At 68.5% G+C, this 15773-nt stretch carries 20 protein-coding genes; 8 read left to right on the forward strand and 12 right to left on the reverse strand.

Translation table 11 applies throughout. The features are described 5' to 3' along the window. Nucleotides 1-2 precede the first annotated feature (2 nt). From AC1RRV_RS21750 to AC1RRV_RS21765, 4 genes are read right to left on the reverse strand one after another with little or no spacing between them, the layout of a single operon-like run. On the reverse strand, nucleotides 3-737 hold the full coding sequence (locus AC1RRV_RS21750; protein ID WP_492861740.1) for a TVP38/TMEM64 family protein: 735 nt from the start codon (nucleotides 735-737) through the stop codon (nucleotides 3-5). Nucleotides 738-745: 8 nt separating this feature from the next. Further along, on the reverse strand, nucleotides 746-1804 hold the full coding sequence (locus AC1RRV_RS21755) for a quinone-dependent dihydroorotate dehydrogenase (RefSeq protein WP_492861741.1): 1059 nt from the start codon (nucleotides 1802-1804) through the stop codon (nucleotides 746-748). Next, nucleotides 1801-2145 carry a DUF952 domain-containing protein gene (locus tag AC1RRV_RS21760; protein WP_492861742.1) on the reverse strand — a complete coding sequence of 115 codons (345 nt, stop codon included), beginning with the start codon at nucleotides 2143-2145 and terminating at the stop codon, nucleotides 1801-1803. Before AC1RRV_RS21760 ends, AC1RRV_RS21755 begins: the two co-directional genes overlap by 4 nt. Then, a complete protein-coding gene (locus tag AC1RRV_RS21765; RefSeq protein ID WP_492861743.1) occupies nucleotides 2142-2666 on the reverse strand; it encodes a SixA phosphatase family protein in 525 nt (174 codons plus the stop codon). Before AC1RRV_RS21765 ends, AC1RRV_RS21760 begins: the two co-directional genes overlap by 4 nt. Before the next feature lie 79 nt (nucleotides 2667-2745). Here AC1RRV_RS21765 and metX point away from each other — a divergent pair, with 79 nt between their 5' ends. From metX to AC1RRV_RS21780, 3 genes are read left to right on the forward strand one after another with little or no spacing between them, the layout of a single operon-like run. Next, nucleotides 2746-3894, forward strand: coding sequence for a homoserine O-acetyltransferase MetX (gene metX, locus AC1RRV_RS21770; protein ID WP_492861744.1), 1149 nt, complete (start codon nucleotides 2746-2748; stop codon nucleotides 3892-3894). Continuing rightward, entirely contained in the window at nucleotides 3891-4559 is a 669-nt protein-coding gene (gene metW, locus AC1RRV_RS21775; RefSeq protein ID WP_492861745.1) for a methionine biosynthesis protein MetW, read from the forward strand. Before metX ends, metW begins: the two co-directional genes overlap by 4 nt. Next, a complete protein-coding gene (locus AC1RRV_RS21780; RefSeq protein ID WP_492861746.1) occupies nucleotides 4556-5335 on the forward strand; it encodes an endonuclease/exonuclease/phosphatase family protein in 780 nt (259 codons plus the stop codon). Before metW ends, AC1RRV_RS21780 begins: the two co-directional genes overlap by 4 nt. Here AC1RRV_RS21780 and AC1RRV_RS21785 read toward each other — a convergent pair. The 3 genes from AC1RRV_RS21785 to AC1RRV_RS21795 all read right to left on the reverse strand — a co-directional run bounded on the left by AC1RRV_RS21785 (nucleotide 5292) and on the right by AC1RRV_RS21795 (nucleotide 8122). Continuing rightward, the gene (locus tag AC1RRV_RS21785; protein ID WP_492861882.1) at nucleotides 5292-6809 is read right to left on the reverse strand and encodes a phospholipase D-like domain-containing protein; all 1518 of its coding nucleotides are present in this window, start codon (nucleotides 6807-6809) and stop codon (nucleotides 5292-5294) included. The genes AC1RRV_RS21780 and AC1RRV_RS21785 overlap by 44 nt on opposite strands. 89 nt (nucleotides 6810-6898) lie before the next feature. After that, nucleotides 6899-7243 (reverse strand): P-II family nitrogen regulator, encoded by a 345-nt coding sequence (locus AC1RRV_RS21790; protein ID WP_010918409.1) that lies wholly within the window; start codon nucleotides 7241-7243, stop codon nucleotides 6899-6901. 72 nt (nucleotides 7244-7315) lie between these two features. After that, nucleotides 7316-8122 (reverse strand): class I SAM-dependent methyltransferase, encoded by an 807-nt coding sequence (locus tag AC1RRV_RS21795; RefSeq protein WP_492861747.1) that lies wholly within the window; start codon nucleotides 8120-8122, stop codon nucleotides 7316-7318. Nucleotides 8123-8189: 67 nt separating this feature from the next. Between AC1RRV_RS21795 and gloB the strand changes: the two genes are divergently transcribed. The 3 genes from gloB to AC1RRV_RS21810 all read left to right on the forward strand — a co-directional run bounded on the left by gloB (nucleotide 8190) and on the right by AC1RRV_RS21810 (nucleotide 9969). After that, the gene (gloB, locus tag AC1RRV_RS21800) at nucleotides 8190-8939 is read left to right on the forward strand and encodes a hydroxyacylglutathione hydrolase (RefSeq protein ID WP_492861748.1); all 750 of its coding nucleotides are present in this window, start codon (nucleotides 8190-8192) and stop codon (nucleotides 8937-8939) included. Further along, nucleotides 8936-9397, forward strand: a complete 462-nt coding sequence (locus AC1RRV_RS21805) for a cupin domain-containing protein (RefSeq protein ID WP_492861749.1) — start codon at nucleotides 8936-8938, stop codon at nucleotides 9395-9397. Before gloB ends, AC1RRV_RS21805 begins: the two co-directional genes overlap by 4 nt. 131 nt (nucleotides 9398-9528) lie before the next feature. Continuing rightward, entirely contained in the window at nucleotides 9529-9969 is a 441-nt protein-coding gene (locus tag AC1RRV_RS21810) for a hypothetical protein (RefSeq protein WP_492861750.1), read from the forward strand. 15 nt (nucleotides 9970-9984) lie between these two features. Here AC1RRV_RS21810 and AC1RRV_RS21815 read toward each other — a convergent pair whose 3' ends face one another. The 4 genes from AC1RRV_RS21815 to AC1RRV_RS21830 form a co-directional block, all read right to left on the reverse strand. Continuing rightward, nucleotides 9985-10974, reverse strand: a complete 990-nt coding sequence (locus AC1RRV_RS21815) for a LacI family DNA-binding transcriptional regulator (RefSeq protein ID WP_492861883.1) — start codon at nucleotides 10972-10974, stop codon at nucleotides 9985-9987. Between the two features lie 217 nt (nucleotides 10975-11191). Beyond that, entirely contained in the window at nucleotides 11192-11974 is a 783-nt protein-coding gene (locus tag AC1RRV_RS21820) for a DUF4908 domain-containing protein (RefSeq protein WP_492861751.1), read from the reverse strand. A gap of 145 nt (nucleotides 11975-12119) precedes the next feature. Further along, the gene (locus AC1RRV_RS21825; protein WP_492861752.1) at nucleotides 12120-12842 is read right to left on the reverse strand and encodes a beta-ketoacyl-ACP reductase; all 723 of its coding nucleotides are present in this window, start codon (nucleotides 12840-12842) and stop codon (nucleotides 12120-12122) included. Between the two features lie 117 nt (nucleotides 12843-12959). Beyond that, the gene (locus tag AC1RRV_RS21830) at nucleotides 12960-14135 is read right to left on the reverse strand and encodes an acetyl-CoA C-acetyltransferase (protein ID WP_492861753.1); all 1176 of its coding nucleotides are present in this window, start codon (nucleotides 14133-14135) and stop codon (nucleotides 12960-12962) included. Nucleotides 14136-14354: 219 nt separating this feature from the next. Between AC1RRV_RS21830 and phaR the strand changes: the two genes are divergently transcribed. Both phaR and AC1RRV_RS21840 read left to right on the forward strand, forming a co-directional pair. Then, entirely contained in the window at nucleotides 14355-15014 is a 660-nt protein-coding gene (phaR, locus tag AC1RRV_RS21835; protein WP_492861754.1) for a polyhydroxyalkanoate synthesis repressor PhaR, read from the forward strand. 50 nt (nucleotides 15015-15064) lie between these two features. After that, entirely contained in the window at nucleotides 15065-15388 is a 324-nt protein-coding gene (locus AC1RRV_RS21840) for a hypothetical protein (RefSeq protein WP_492861755.1), read from the forward strand. On the opposite strand, the gene AC1RRV_RS21845 is transcribed toward AC1RRV_RS21840, so the two are convergent. Beyond that, on the reverse strand, nucleotides 15385-15687 hold the full coding sequence (locus AC1RRV_RS21845) for a helix-turn-helix domain-containing protein (RefSeq protein WP_492861756.1): 303 nt from the start codon (nucleotides 15685-15687) through the stop codon (nucleotides 15385-15387). The two genes, AC1RRV_RS21840 and AC1RRV_RS21845, sit on opposite strands and share 4 nt — an antisense overlap. Nucleotides 15688-15773: the final 86 nt, after the last annotated feature.

The raw sequence follows: 15773 nt of genomic DNA on the forward strand, positions 1-15773 counted from the left end.
GGCTACTTCTCTTCCAAGGGCGCGGCTCCGCGCCGCCTGCGCCAATGGCGCCACAACGGCGGCAGAAAGGCCAGAACGCCCATGCCGATGATTGGAAGATAGATTCGCGGCGAGAAGAGGGTCTCCAGCGTCACGGGCCCGCCCTGGGCGAAGAGATGACCAAGTCCCGCGCCGATTCCGGCATAGACAAAAGAGCTCGGGATCATGCCCAGCACCGAGGCCAGGACGAAGGTGCGGACGGGAATGTTGGCCACGCCGGCGGCGACATTGACCACGAGCAATGGAAAGGCCGGGATCAGGCGCAGCGTCAGCAGATAGTTGAAGGCGTCGCGGCGCAGGCCTTCGGCCACCCGGGCCAGGAAGGCGTCAGGCCTGCGGCGCAGCACGTCGCCAAAGGCGGTGCGGAAAACCAGATAGGTGACGGTGGAGCCGCCGGTCGCGCCGGTGACGGCCAAGGCGCCGCCCATCGGTCCGAACAGGAAGCCGGCGGTCAGGGACAGGATCAGGGCGCCGGGCAGTGAAATCGCCACCGAGCCCACATAGATCGCCAGATAGATCGCCGCGCACAGCACGGGCTTCTCGCTCGCGAAGGCCTGCAGCTCGGCGCCCCGCACGCGCAGCTCTTCCAGCGACAGATGGTCGGCCAGACCGCTGGCGAAGGCGACCACGAACAGGATGACGATGACCGCGAGCGGCCCGAAACGGCCCAGCAGAGTCACAGCCCGCTCGCGTGCCATTGGGCGCGTCATGGAGCGCCGACCGCGTCCTCGACCGCCGTGAAGCCGTCGGCCCGCAGACGGGCGGCCAGGTCGCGCTTGATGCGGGTGACCAGGCCGGGTCCGCCATAGACCAGGGCCGAATAGAGCTGCACCGCCCGGGCGCCGGCGCGGATCTTGGCGTAGGCGCCCGCGCCGTCCGCGACCCCGCCCGCGCCGATCAGGGCCACGCGGCCGCCAGCGGCGGCGTGGAAGCGCTTCAGCACCGCCGTCGAGGCCTCGAGCAACGGCGCGCCCGACAGGCCGCCGCCCTCGCTCGCATGCGCCGACTTCAAGGTGGCGGGACGGGCGATGGTGGTGTTGCTGACGATGATGGCGTCGAGGCCCGCGTCGACCACGGCCTCGACGATGGTCTCGACCTCGTCGTCGTCCAGGTCGGGCGCGACCTTCAGGAAGATCGGATAGTCGGCGTCCGAGGCGACCTTCAGCGCCGCCCGGGCTTCGCCGAGGCGGCCCAGCAGCTCCTCTAGCGCCGCCTTGGTCTGCAGGGCCCGCAGGCCCGGCGTATTGGGCGAGGAGATGTTGGCGGTGAAGTAGTCCGACAGGCCCCACAGACGGGTCAGGCCGTCGACATAATCCTGGATGCGGTCGCCCGCGTCCTTGTTGGCCCCGATATTGGCGCCGACGACGCCCGGCTTGCCCTGGCGGGCCGACAGGCGGCGAGCGAAGGGATCCAGACCGCCATTGTTGAAGCCCATGCGGTTGATCACCGCCTGGTCTTCGCTGAGGCGGAACAGGCGCGGGCGCGGATTGCCGGACTGGGCCAGGGGCGTGACCGTGCCCGCCTCCACGAAGCCGAAACCGGCGGCCAGCATGGCGTCCGGCGCCTCGGCGTTCTTGTCGAAGCCGGCGGCCAGGCCCACGCAGTTGGGCAGCTCCAGGCCCGCGATCCTCACCGCCAGGATCGGGTCGTCCGGCCCGCTATCGCGCGGCCCCAGGCCCAGCTTCAGACCCTGGATCGCGAAGCCGTGCGCGTCCTCCGGATCAAAGACGTGCAAGGCGCGGGCGGCGAGATCATGAAAACTCATGGGGTAAGGTCGCCCAGCTGCGGCACGCCGTCGGCGTCCAGTTCGAGCTCGGCCTGGCTCAGGACTTCGCTGACCAGCAGCGGCCGGTAGAGGTGCGGGAACAACGCCCCGCCGCGCGAAGCCTCCCACTTGAGGTCCTCGCCCAGCGCTTCGGTCTCGACGCCCAGAAGGACGAGATCCGCCTGGCCCTTGAACCACTTGGCCGCGGTTTCCTGGGCCTGGTCGGCGGCCGACAGGTGGATGAAGCCATCGGCGAGATCGACGGCCGAGCCCTCGAACTGACCAGCGGCTTGGGCGGCCTCCCACTCGGCGCGGGGCAGGATCTTGTAGATCAGGGTCATTCGCCGCCGGCTCCGCCGTTCTCGTTCGCGTACAACAGATGCTCCAGCACCGGCGGCCCGTCGCCGGTCCCCATGGGGGGCATCTTGAAGACCACGATCGTCGAGGTCGGGAAGCGGCCGCGCAGCTTGTTGGTCTGGATCGGCGAGGCGCCGCCCTGCAGGGCCAGGCGCAAGGCCAGTTCGTGCATGCCGGGATTGTGACCGACCACCATCACGGTGGCGGCCGTGTCGCCGTCGTCCTCGATCGCCTGGACGATCTCCTCGGGATCGGCGTGATAGAGGTCGCGGAGGTGCTCGACCCGGGCCTTGGGGAAACTGGCGGCCACCTGCTCGGCCGTCTCCCGCGTGCGGCGCGCCGAGGAAACCAGCAGGACATCGGGCGAAAAACCCAGCGCCGCCAGGGCCTTGCCCATGACGGCGGCGTCGGCCCGGCCGCTCGGCGCCAAGGCGCGTTCGAAGTCGCCGCCGGTCGCGGCGTGCCGTTCGGCCTTGCCGTGGCGCATCAGGATCAGTCGCTCCATGGCGTCCTCCATAGCGGTCCGTCGCCTTGTCAGGAAGCGGGCGGTTGACACCTTCTTCGCCAAGCGCTCCAAGGCGCACATGGCTGCGCTCGATCTGGTCACGCTCGCCGATGGGGGAACCTGGCGATTTCCCGCCAACGAACCCCTGCGGCTCGATTCCGGCGGGGTGATCGAGGGGCTGGAGATCGGCTACCAGACCTACGGGACGCTGAACGCCGACAAGTCCAATGCCGTCCTGATCTGCCACGCCCTGACCGGCGACCAGTTCGTCGCCTCGCCGCATCCGACCACGGGCAAGCCCGGCTGGTGGCTGCGGCTGATCGGCCCCGGCAGGCCGCTGGACCCGGAACGCCACTTCATCATCTGCTCGAACGTCATCGGCGGCTGCATGGGCTCGACCGGCCCGGCCTCGATCAATCCGGCCACCGGCAAGCCCTACGGCCTGTCGTTCCCGGTGATCACCATCCCCGACATGGTCCGCGCCCAGGCGATGCTGGTGAAGGCGCTTGGGATCGAGACCCTGTTCGCCGTCATCGGCGGCTCGATGGGCGGCATGCAGGCCCAGCAGTGGGCGGTCGACTATCCCGAGCGGCTGTTCAGCGCCGTGGTCCTGGCCTCGGCCTCGCGCCACTCGGCCCAGAACATCGCGTTCCACGAGGTGGGCCGCCAAGCGATCATGGCCGATCCGGACTGGCGTGGCGGCGCCTATGCCGACCATGGCGTGCAGCCCGGCAAGGGCCTGGCCGTGGCGCGGATGGCCGCGCACATCACCTATCTGTCCGAGCCCGCCCTGCAGCGGAAGTTCGGCCGCGAGCTGAAGCGCGACGGCCTGTCGTGGGGCTTCGACGCCGATTTCCAGGTCGAGAGCTATCTGCGCCACCAGGGAGCCAGCTTCGTCGATCGGTTCGACGCCAACAGCTACCTCTACATCACCCGGGCGACCGACTATTTCGACATCGCCGCCGGCCATGGCGGGGTGTTGGCCAAGGCCTTCACCCGGGCCCGTGACGTGCGGTTCTGCGTGCTCAGCTTCACCAGCGACTGGCTGTATCCGACGGCCGAGAGCCGCCACCTCGTGCGCGCCCTGACGGCCGCCGGGGCTCGCGCCGCCTTCGTCGAGATCGAGAGCGACAAGGGCCACGACGCCTTCCTGCTGGACGAGCCGGTGATGGACGCGGCCCTGGCGGGCTTCCTGAGCTCGGCCGAGCGCGACCGGGGGCTGACGTGACCCAAGCCGCCATCCGCGAGGACTTCCGCGAGATCCTGCGCCTGGTGCGCCCCGGCTCGCGCGTGCTGGACGTCGGCTGCGGCGAGGGCGCGCTGCTGGACCTGTTGACCCACGAGAAGCAGGTCGATGGGCGCGGCCTTGAGCTCAGCGCCAGCGGCGTCGCCGCCTGCATGGCCCGCGGCCTGTCGGTGGTGCAGGGCGACGCCGACCAGGACCTCGATCACTTTCCCGACCGCAGTTTCGACTACGCGGTGCTGTCCCAGACCCTGCAGGCGACGCGCAATCCGCGCCATGTGCTGGACGAGCTGCTCCGCATCGCCGACCGGGCCATCGTCTCGTTCCCGAACTTCGGCCACTGGCGCGTGCGCTGGTCGCTGCTCAGCCGGGGCCGGATGCCCGAGACCAAGGCCCTGCCGCTGCCCTGGTGGTCGACGCCGAACATCCACCTCTGCACCCTGGCCGATTTCATGGCCCTGACGGCGGACCTCAATCTGCGGGTCGACGCCAGCGCCGCCTTCGCCGGCAAGGGCGCCGCGCGGTCGATGGACCCCGCGAGCGCCTTGGAAAATTGGCGGTCCGAGACCTGCCTCTTCATGCTCAGCCGCAACAGCGCGCCGCCAACAAGGGAACTTCCGCCCGGTTCGGGCGATCTCTTCGACGGATGAATAAGCTTCGTCTGATGACCTATAACGTCCACCGCTGCGTGGGCACGGACCGCGCCCTCGATGTCGAGCGCGTGGCGGAGGTCATCGCGTCCCAGAGGCCGGACGTCGTGGCCCTGCAGGAACTGGACGTCCGCCGGGCCCGCACCAAGGGCGTCGACCAGGCCCACCGTCTCGCCGAACTGCTGAAGATGAGCTTCCACTTCCATCCGGCCATGACCGTGGAAGAGGAACTCTACGGCGACGCCATCCTGACCGCCCTGCCCGAGCGTCGGATCAAGGCCAAGGGCCTGCCGCTCTATCGCCGGGTGCCCGGCCTGGAACCGCGCGGGGCGCTGTGGGTCGAGGTCGAGGTCGGCGGGACCAAGGTCCAGATCATCAACACCCACCTTGGCTTGGTGCCCCAGGAACAGAAACGCCAGGCGGCGGCCCTGCTAGGGCCCGACTGGATGGGCGCCGACGGCTGGGTCGCACCCGGCGTGGTGCTGGGCGACTTCAACGCCACGCCCTATTCGGCGACCTATCGGATGTTGAGGACGGCCCTGCGCGACGCCCAGGCCCCGACCCCGGCCTGGCCCAGGCCCGCGACCGCCACCTTCCCGTCCAGCTTCCCGTTCATGCGCATCGACCACGTCTTCCTGACCAAGGGTCTGGAGACGCGCGGCGTCAGCTCGCCCTACGACGCGACGGCGAGGGTCGCCTCGGATCACCTGCCGCTGGTGGTCGAGCTGGAGATCATGGCTGAAGGCGCTCCGGCGGCTCCGGCGGAGGCTCGGTAAGCCGGGCGATGTCCTGGCGCAGACGCTTGCGACGCCCCCACGGGCGCCAGGCGTCGTCGGGCGCGATGGCGTCGCCCAGGCTCCAGTCGGCGATGAATTTCTGCACCGGGCTGAGATAGCGCACCGGCACGGGCTGAAGCCGGCGCGGCGGGCCGCCCCTGACGTCCAGGGCATGGATCGCCGCCGCGAGGCCGCCCTCGTGCTCCATGGCGTCCAGCACATCGGTGGTCGAGCGGTCGATGAAGTGACCGACCAGACGCGCCAGGAATACGCGGATCGTCTCGCGTTCCCGATCCTCGCGCGCCTCGAAGGCCAGGTCGCACTCACTGTCCAGGCCGATCGAGCGGTTGTTGAGGTTGGCAGAACCGATCCGCAGCAGCCAGTCGTCCATGATCGCCACCTTGGAGTGGACGATGATCGGCGCGCCCTTGGGCGTGTGGGCCGAGAAGGCCGAGAAGCGCTTGTGGACGTCGACCTCGCGCAGCCGGTTGATCGCCGCCGTGCGGGCGCTGTCCATGGTCATCTGGTCGAAATAGCTGGGACTGCGGGCCGGGCCGATCGTCACCACCTCGGGGCCGTCGGGCTCGGCCAATCGCTCGGCCAGGGCTTCGACGATGATCGGCGAGGTCAGGTATTGGTTCTCCAGATAGATCAGACGCCGGGCCCGCCGAATGGCCGAGAGGTGCAGCAGCAGGCACTCGGTGATCTCGGGACGCCCCTGCCACTCGGCCGAGGTGCGGGCCACGGCGATCGGCATCCGCCGCAGGTCGGGCGTCAGGGTCTCGGGCCAGGGCGTTTCGTCGGGGCGTTCGGGGCGCTCGATGGGATCGCCGCCCGAAGCCTTCCAGCGATCCATGAAAAGATCGGCCATCGCCTCGCCCGCCCGGCCGTCGACCAGCATCGAGACCTCGTGGCGGGGCGGATAGTGGCGGCCGGTCGGCAGGCGGCGCAGCGGGTTGTTGTCCAGATGCCGGGTGTCATCCCAGCGGTCGACCCCGATATCGCCACCGCTGACGAAGGCGCTGACGCCGTCGACGATCACCGCCTTCTGGTGATGGCAGGCGCTGGCCGGCAGGGTCGCGTCCAGCCGGTACTTGACGCGCGAGCCCGCGAAGAAGGCCGCGCCGCGATGCGGGCCGAACAGCTGCGAGGCGGCGATCGGGAACGGCATGTCCCAGGTCAGCACCCGGACGTCCAAGGCCGGGTTCAGCGCCGCCTGCCGCCGCAGGATCAGACCGATGCGGTCGGCGTGGGTCGGGTCGCGGCTCCTGCGCACCCGGTCGGGATCGAGGCGGGTCAGGGGGTCGAACACCCAGGCCAGAATCCAGATCGACTTCTTGGCCGACAGAATCAGCGGCTTGAGGGCGTCGAACGCCTCGTCGTTGTCGATGAACAGGGCCACCCGGTCGGCGGGCTCGACCCGCCAGCAGTTGTATCCGGGTTGAAAGACGGAACCGCGCTCGACCATGTCCACCCTAACGCCGCGAGTCATCGAACAACGCGCGGAGTCGTTTTATGGCTCCGCTTGAGCGTGGCGTCTCGTGAACTTCAGGGAAAAGCGGACTAGCCCGCGATCGCCGCGGCGTCGCGTTCGCCGGTGCGGATCCGCAGGGCCTGTTCCAGGTCCATGACGAAGACCTTGCCGTCGCCGATCTTGCCGGTGTTGGCGGTGCGCTGCAGGGCCTCGATCACCGGCTCGAGCACGTCGGTCGGCACGGCGATCTCCAGCTTGACCTTCGGCAGCAGCTTCACCTCGTATTCGGCGCCGCGATAGACCTCGGTCTTGCCCTTCTGCCGGCCGTAGCCGCGCACCTCGGTGACGGTCAACCCGGACGCGCCCGCCTCTGTGACCGCTTCGAGCACGGCGTCGAGGCGGCTCGGCTTAATCACGGCGACGATCATCTTCATGGCGCGGCTCCCAGGAGCGAACGGTTGTTGCGATTCCAAGCTAGGCGTCCAAGCGCTTCGCTCCAAGTAAGATCAGACTTCCCGAACGCTCGGCGCCTGATGAACGGGCGCCTTTTGAACAGGAAGGGGCCGCCCGCCCGTGTGGCGTGCGGGCGTCGGCCCCGCCGGACTGGGCAGCAGAACGCCCGGCGCGAAGACCCTGGCGCGGGCGCGATGGCCGCGCGGCTTGACCGCGAAGGTCTGCTTGATGGCCTCCATCAGGATCACCCCGGCGAAGCGCGGCCATAGCCGCGCGCCCACCTGTTCGAAACCCTCGGCCCAACTGGCCATGGCCCCGAGCGGCGGGACATAGAGAGCGCGGGTCCAGCCAGCCGGTTCCAGACCCGCCTCGCGGATCAGGCTCTCCAGCTGGCTACGGCTGTACGGGCGGCCATGACCGAAGGGCGTCGTCTCCGCCCCGGTCCAGACGCCGTCGCGCGACGAGACCGCCACGATCAGCCGACCCGTCGGCGCCATCACCCGGCCGATCTCGGCCAGCAGGGCGGCCGGATCGTCGGCCTCCTCCAGGGCGTGCACGGCCAGCACCCGGTCGAACATGGCGTTGGGCAGCGGCAGGGCGGTCTCTTCGACGAGGCACGCCTGGTTCTTGCCGCCGTGCGGCCAGACCTCGACGCCCTGCTGGGCGGGCATGGCGGCCACGACACGGCGAGCCTTGGCCCGGGCGGCGTCGAGGAAAGGCGTGGCGTAGCCGACGCCGAGGACGTCCAGGTCCCGGGTGTCGCCCCAGGCCTCCTCGACCTTGCGCGTCAGCATGGTCCTCGCCGCGCGGCCCAGGGGGGCGGCGTAGAAGGCTCTCAAGTCCAGCACGTCGCGGCGCATTGAGTCTCCAGGGCGTAGAGGCCATCCTTGTATTCGCGCTGGCGTCGGCGCGATAGAGCAAGCGCCCATGGCCCTTACCGTTCACCAGTTTCCGTGCCTGTCCGACAACTACGGCTTCCTCATTCGGGACGAGGCCACGGGCAAGGTCGCCACCATCGACACGCCGGACTCTGAAGCCATCCTGGTCGAACTGGACAAGCTGGGCTGGTCGCTGGACCTGATCCTCAACACCCATTGGCACCCCGACCACGCCGGCGGCAACGACGCCCTGAAGAAGGCGACCGGCGCGACCATCACCGGTCCGGCCGAAGTGACTCGCATCGCTCCGCTGGACCGCGTGGTGCGCGGCGGCGATGTGGCGATGCTGGGCGAGACGCGGTTCGAGGTCATCGACGTCGGCGGCCACACCCTGGGCCACATCGCCTATCACGACGCCGCCGATCACATCGCCTTCGTCGGCGACACCCTGTTCGCCCTGGGCTGCGGCCGCCTGTTCGAGGGCACGCCCGAGCAGATGTGGGCTTCGCTCAGCCGCGTGACCGACCTGCCGGATGACACGACGATCTACTGCGCCCACGAATACACGGCCTCGAACGCTCGCTTCGCCCTGTCGGTTGATAGCGATCCGGCCTTGCTGGCCCGTGCGGAAGCCGTGTTCGCCGCCCGGGAGCGCGGCGAGGCCACGGTGCCCACCACCATCGCGGCCGAGAAGGCCACCAACCCGTTCCTGCGCGCCCCGCTGCTACGGCCGAACGCCGCCTCGCCCGCCGAGGCCTTCGCCGAGATCCGGGCCGCCAAGGACAGCTTCCGGGGATGAGCATCGGCATGACCGGCATCGCGGGCGATCTGGGCGCCAAGGAGATCGTCCGGATGCTGGAGCTGCAGCCGCATCCCGAGGGCGGCTGGTATCGCCAGACCTTCCAGGACGAACCTGGCCCGGACGGCCGCGCGGCCTCGACCTGCATCTACTACCTGCTGGAAGCCGAGCAGATGTCGGCCTGGCACCGCGTCGACGCCGTCGAGACCTGGCACTGGTACGCCGGCGCGCCGATCTCGATCACCCTGTCGCCGCCCGACGGCCAGGGCGCGACCGCCTATGTGCTGGGTCCGGACCTGCGCGCCGGCTGCCGCCCTCAGGTGATCGTGCCGACCTCGTGGTGGCAGACCGCCGTCAGCCTGGGCGCCTGGACCCTGGTCGGCTGCACCGTGGCGCCGGGATTCCGGTTCGAGGGTTTCGAGATGGCCCCGGCCGATTGGAGCCCTTCCAGGGGCTGACCCGCGTCAACCTGCCGCAGGTCCCCAATGAGGGTACCCATAGTGGGCAACTAGGTCGCATGGCGTCGTTACATGAGCCATGCAATCCTTTTCACGTCGTTTATAGCGTCGCCCTGGGAACGAAGTCACCTATGTCTGATGAGTACGCTAACGCTCGCGCGGCCACTCGCTACGCGACCGACTATATCCTTCGCTGGGTCGAGATCGCTAACGAAGTCCACGGTTCGGACCTACTCTACGCCCTGGTTTTCACCACCCTCTGGGCCGGCAACTGCTCGCACCTCCGCGGCGGCCTGTACGCCGAGATCGACGAGGTTCCGCCGGATCACGAGCGCCGTCCGCTGACCGTCCGCCAGGTCGCCGACTCGCTGGGCCTGCCCTACGAGACCGTGCGTCGCCGCTTCGTCGAGATGCTGGAAAAGGGCATGGCCCAACGCATCGGCCGCGAGGGTTTCATCGTGCCGCAGTCGGCTCTGGCTCGCCCCGAGGTGCTGCACGGCCTGAAGCGCTCGCACATCAGCCTCACCCGCTTCCTCAAGGAACTGAAGACCATCGGCGTCGAAGCGGCGTAGCGTCGCCACGCGCGACTAGACGCTGCTGCCGCGCACAACCAGCTCGACCGGGGCCAGGGTCGAGGGCGTGTCCTCGCCGGCCATGCGGCGGAACAGAAGATCGACCATCGCCCGCGCGCCGAACGCCAGGTCCTGACGGACGGTGGTCAGCGGCGGTGCGCTGTGGCGGGCCATGACGATGTCATCGAAGCCGACCACCGCCACGTCGCCGGGCACGGTCTTCCCGACCTCGCCCAGGGCGCTGACCGCCGCCAGGGCGATGACGTCCGAGAAAGCGAAGGCCGCGTCAAAGGGGACGCCCGTCGTCAGGAACGCGGCGACCGCCTGCTGCGCGTCGTCCATCGTATAGGGCGCGGCGACCACCAGGGCCGGGTCGAACGCGATCCCGACCTCGGCCAAGCCTTTCTTGTAGCCCTCGAACCGCTGGGCGGCCTCGGGCGCGTCCGTCGCCCCCAGGAAGGCGATACGCCGGCGTCCGCCGGCGACGAGATGGGCGACGGCCAGGCGGCCGCCCTCGACATTGTCGCTGCCGACCGCGCAGTAGCGCTGGCCGGGCAGCCGCGCGCCCCAGACCACCATGGGCCTGTAGGTGTCGGCGACGGTGTTCAGCGCCTGGTGCTGGTTGCTCTGGCCGATCAGGACGAGGCCGTCGGCGCGATGCGACTGGATGATCCGGTCCAGCCAGCCGGTCTCGGTGACGATCACCTTGTTCAGCAGGACCGAGTAGTTGCGGCGGGTGATCTCGTCGGCCAGCCGTCCGACCATCTCGAGGAAGAACGGGTCCGAGATCAGCTGACCAGCCTCGTGGGCCAGGGGAATGATGACACCAATAGTGTCGGTCTTGCGCAGGCGCAGGGACCGGGCCGACTGGTTGACGACATAGCCATGGGTCTGGGCGATCTCGACGATCTGGTCGCGCAGGGTCTTGGGGATCAGCGGATTGCCGGCCAGGGCGCGCGACACCGTCGAGATCGACACTCCCGCCATCCGGGCGATGTCGGCCATCTTCAGCCGCCCGCGTTCGGGGGCCTCGGCGAGCTCGGGGTTATCCATGGACGAACAATAGAACCTTGCGGACGCGCGAAAAGCCTCGCCAGCGTCGCATGACGCGAGGTTGAGCTCGCGAGATGGCGCCATCAAGGTCGTGACAGGCGGGCACTGCTATGGCGGCCGGGTAAACGGCCGCTGAGCGCTTATGGTTACGCTTGAAGGCCGCCGTTCGCTAGCGGTTGATGACCTTGATGATCCGCTTGGACGACGGGCGTCCGGCCAGGCCTTGGCCCGGCGCATAGGTGATGATCAGCGAGCCTTCCTTCATCTGCGCCCCGGGCTTGCGGCCCTCGGCCAGCAGGACCCGCGCGATCTTGGCCAGCACGGACCGATCACCCTTGCGCGCGGTGCGCTCGAAAGCCTCGGCCGTCAGGGCGGCGGAGTCGGCGATCAGCACCGAGGTCTCGGGACGGGCGTCCTGAACGGTGGCGAACACGATGTCACGCTGCGCCGCGCGGCTGGCGCGCGCGGTGGCCAGGGCTACCCGTTGGAACAGGGCGGCGATCGACAGCATGGGCGGCGGCTGGATCGACGAGGCCCGGCCGGAGAGCGCCGCCGCCGCGCCCATCGGGGCGTCGTCGGTGAACAGGATCATCCCGCCAAGCTTGGTCACCCGCAGGACGGGCTCGCCGAGGTCGTTGCGATAGATGACGTCGCCGCGCGAGGCCGGCTGGGCCGACAGCACCCAGATCTCGGCGCTGTTGTCGAATTTCATCAGCGGCTGCGGCGCGGCCTGGTCGAAAATGAAGGTGCCGCCGGTTTCGGAAGCATATCGCGCCACGGGTGGAGCTGCGACCCGGCGCGCCTCCGCCTGGCCCTTGTGACCAAGCAGGGCGTCCCGCAACGAATGCGGTAGCTGCTGGGCGTTCGCCGACGCCGCCATGACCATCAGAGCCACGATGGTCAGGGTCGAGCGCGCCCCCCAATCGCCAAGCTCCGCCTTCCAGAATTTCATGCGATCCGTACTGCCCGCCGACTGGGGCGAATCTTGGACGCCTTAACGTCCAAACCCCGAAGCCGGGCGCATGAGGCCAAACAGCAACAGTCGCCGTCAAGTCTCGGCTTCGGGGAGATCGGATCTGGTCCTGAGAGGACCTCGATCAGGCCATGTATTGGCCGCCGTTCAGGCTGAGCGTAGCGCCGGTCACGAAGCCGGCGCGCTCACCCGACAGGAACGAGACCATGTCGGCGATCTCCTCGCCCTTGCCGAGGCGGCCGACCGGGATGGCGGCGACGATCTGGGCCAGGACGTTTTCCGGCACCGCCGCCACCATCTCGGTGTCGATATAGCCGGGGCAGATCACATTGACCGTCACGCCCTTCCTGGCGTTCTCGAGCGCCAGCGCCTTGGTGAAGCCGATCAGACCGGCCTTGGCGGCGGAATAGTTGGTCTGGCCCATCTGGCCCTTCTGGCCGTTGATCGAGCTGATGTTGACGATCCGGCCCCAGCTACGCTCGCGCATGCCTTCGATCACCGGGCGGGTCATGTTGAAGGCCGAGTCCATATTGACCCGGATCACTTCGGACCACTGCTCGTAGGTCATCTTGTGCAGCATGCCGTCACGGGTGATGCCGGCGTTGTTGACCAGGATGTCGATGGGACCCAGCTCGGCCTCCACCTTCTTCACCGCCGCCGCGCAGTCCTCGAAGACCCCCACATTGCCCTTCACGACCATCACGCCCAGTTCCTTGGCGCAGGCGGCCGCGGCCTCCTCGTTGCCGGAATAGCCGGCCGCCACCTTGTGGCCGTCGGCGATCAGCCGCTCGCAGATGGCTCGACCGATCCCGCGGGTGCCGCCGGTCACGAACGCAACTCTCGTCATATGTCTCTCCCGATCGCTCTTCTTCTTGGGTCGTCTTGTTCGTCGCCCGCGATCCGCGCGCCCAAGCCAAAGGCTGGAAGCGCGCGGTCACGGCTAGGGTTGCGCCGTCTCTTGAGTTCAGACCGCTTCGACGCACATGGCAACGCCCATGCCGCCGCCGACGCACAGCGTGGCCAGGCCCTTCTTGGCGCCCGAACGCTTCATCTCGTGCAGCAGGGTGGTCAGGATCCGCGCGCCCGAGGCGCCGATCGGGTGGCCGATGGCGATGGCGCCGCCGTTCACATTGACCTTGGCCGGGTCGAGGCCCAGCTCGCGGACCACGCACAGCGACTGGGCGGCGAAGGCCTCGTTGCTCTCGACCAGGTCGAGATCGGAGACCGACCAGCCGGCCCGCTCCAGCGCCTTCTTCGAGGCCGGGACCGGACCCGTGCCCATGATCTCGGGCTCGACGCCGGCATTGGCCCACGAGGCGATGCGGGCCAGGGGCTTGAGACCGCGCTTGGCGGCCTCGTCGGCGCTCATCAGCACCAGAGCGGCGGCGCCGTCATTGAGGCCCGAAGCGTTGGCGGCGGTGACCGAGCCTTCCTTGTTGAAGACCGGCTTGAGGCCCGAAATGCCTTCCAGCGTCGCGCCGTGACGAATGAACTCGTCCTTGTCGACGATGGTGTCGCCCTTGCGGCCCTTGATGGTGACCGCGACGATTTCCTCGTCGAACTTGCCGCCCTTCTGAGCCGCCTCGGCCTTGTTCTGGCTGGCGACGGCGAACTTGTCCTGGTCCTCGCGGGTGATCTGCCAGCGGTTGGCGATGTTCTCGGCCGTCTGGCCCATGTGGTAGCCGTGGAAGGCGTCCCACAGGCCGTCCTTGATCATGGTGTCGACGAACTGCAGGTCGCCCATCTTCTGGCCGCCACGCAGGTTCTGGGCGTGAGGCGCCTGGCTCATGCTCTCCTGGCCCCCGGCCACGACAATCTTGGCCGAACCGTCGGCGATCTGCTGGGCCCCCAGCGCCACGGCGCGCAGGCCCGAGCCGCACAGCTGGTTGAGGCTCCAGGCAGGGCTCTCGACCGGGATACCGGCCTTCACCGCGGCCTGACGGGCCGGGCCCTGGCCGGCGGCGGCCTGCAGCACCTGGCCCAGGATCACTTCGTCGACCTCGGCCGGCGTGATCCCGGCGCGGGAAACCGCCGCCTCGATGGCGAGCTTGCCGAGTTCGGAGGCGGGCAAGCTGGACAGCGCCCCGTTGAACGAGCCCACCGGTGTGCGGGCGGCGGAAACGATGACGATGTCGCTCATACGATAGCTCCCGTGACGATCTGACGTGACGCCTTCGCAAGTGCGGCGTCCGTTATTTTGCAGTGCAGCATCAGCATGCACATCCGAACCGCGTTCGTCCACGGACACATTTTCATGGCTTGGCGACAGCTCCAAGTCATCTGACCACTGGCGCCATGCCTTTGCATTAGCGATAGTGCGGTGCGAGAAGCGGACGTAACCGCTATCCTAGGGAACGAAATGTCCGAGAACCCTGCAAAAGGCGAAACGGCCGCCGGAGGCGAAAAGTCCACCGGCCAGCGCGTTATCATCAAGAAATACGCCAACCGTCGCCTCTACAACACAGCGTCTTCCTCGTACGTCACCCTCGAACACCTGTCGGACATGGTGAAGGAGGGCGTGGACTTCGTCGTCTATGACGCCAAGACCAATGACGACATCACGCGTTCGGTCCTGACCCAGATCATCTTCGAAGAGGAAAATCGCGGCGGCGGCCAGAACCTGCTGCCGATCCAGTTCCTCCGCCAGTTGATCGGCTTCTACGGCAACTCGATGCAGGCCTTCCTGCCGTCGTACCTGGAGATGTCGCTGGAGAGCTTCTCCAAGCAGCAGGAGCGCCTGCGCGGCCAGCTGTCGACCTTGGCCCCGGGCAAGATGCCGGGCATGGACGTCTACGGCGAGCAGATCCGCCAGAACATGGCTCTGTTCGATCGCGCCATGAAGATGTTCTCGCCGTTCGCCTATGTGCGCCCGGAAGACGCCGCGGCCGCCGCCCAGGCCGAGCCGCCGCCGGCTCAGGCTCCAGCCGCCGCGCCGGCCGGCGACGATTCCCTGGCCGATCTGAAGCGCCAGATGGAGGCGATGCAGGAGCAACTCGCCAAGCTGGCCAACAAGCCTTAACCAAACCGGTCCAGCCGTTCTTAACCGTCTCGCTCGTAGGGTTCTTCACCATGAGCGACCCGATCGATCCCATTCGACGTCCCGGTCCCGCGCGCCGAGCCTTGCCGGCGCCGCGGAGGAACGATCCTCATGAGACCGAGGACGAGACCGTGTACGTGGTCGAGGACGACCAGCCCGCGCCGGCTCCGCCGCCGCGCCGCGACGGCTTTGCCGCCTTCGCCGCCCAGGTTCTGGGCCAGCCCGGCCAGAAGCGCGGCCTGCGCGGTGGGCAGGAAGTGCTCGACACGGCCAGATCGACCTATCTCGGCACGGAATATTCCGGCGAAGCCGACCGCCGTCCCAAGGCGGGCCTGCTGAAGAAGACCAACATCTAGCGCTTCAGGCGGGCCAGCTCGGCCTCCAGGACCGCGACCCGCGCCTCCAGCGCCGCGAGGCGCTGGCCGTCGCTGACCGGTGGCGGCCGTATCCCGGCGCGCGAGGCCGCCTCGGCGACCGGAACACCCAAAAGCTCCGCGAAAGCAGAGACTTCCTTCATCGACAGCTCACGCTGATCCTTGAAGGCTAGGGCCAGCTCGGCCTCCGTCAGACCCGCCGCGGCCGCCAGAACCTCGCGCGTCAGGCCGCGCTCGGCGAGGCGTTGGTCATACCAGGGGGCGTCGAAGAACAACGCCATCAGCGGAACCGGGCGATGTGGCGCGAGTCTTGCTTGATCGAACGTGAGTTCATCCGCGAGACCGTCATGTCCGTCGTCATCCGCTT

This window comes from Caulobacter sp. GW821-FHT11E10 (assembly GCF_058808375.1).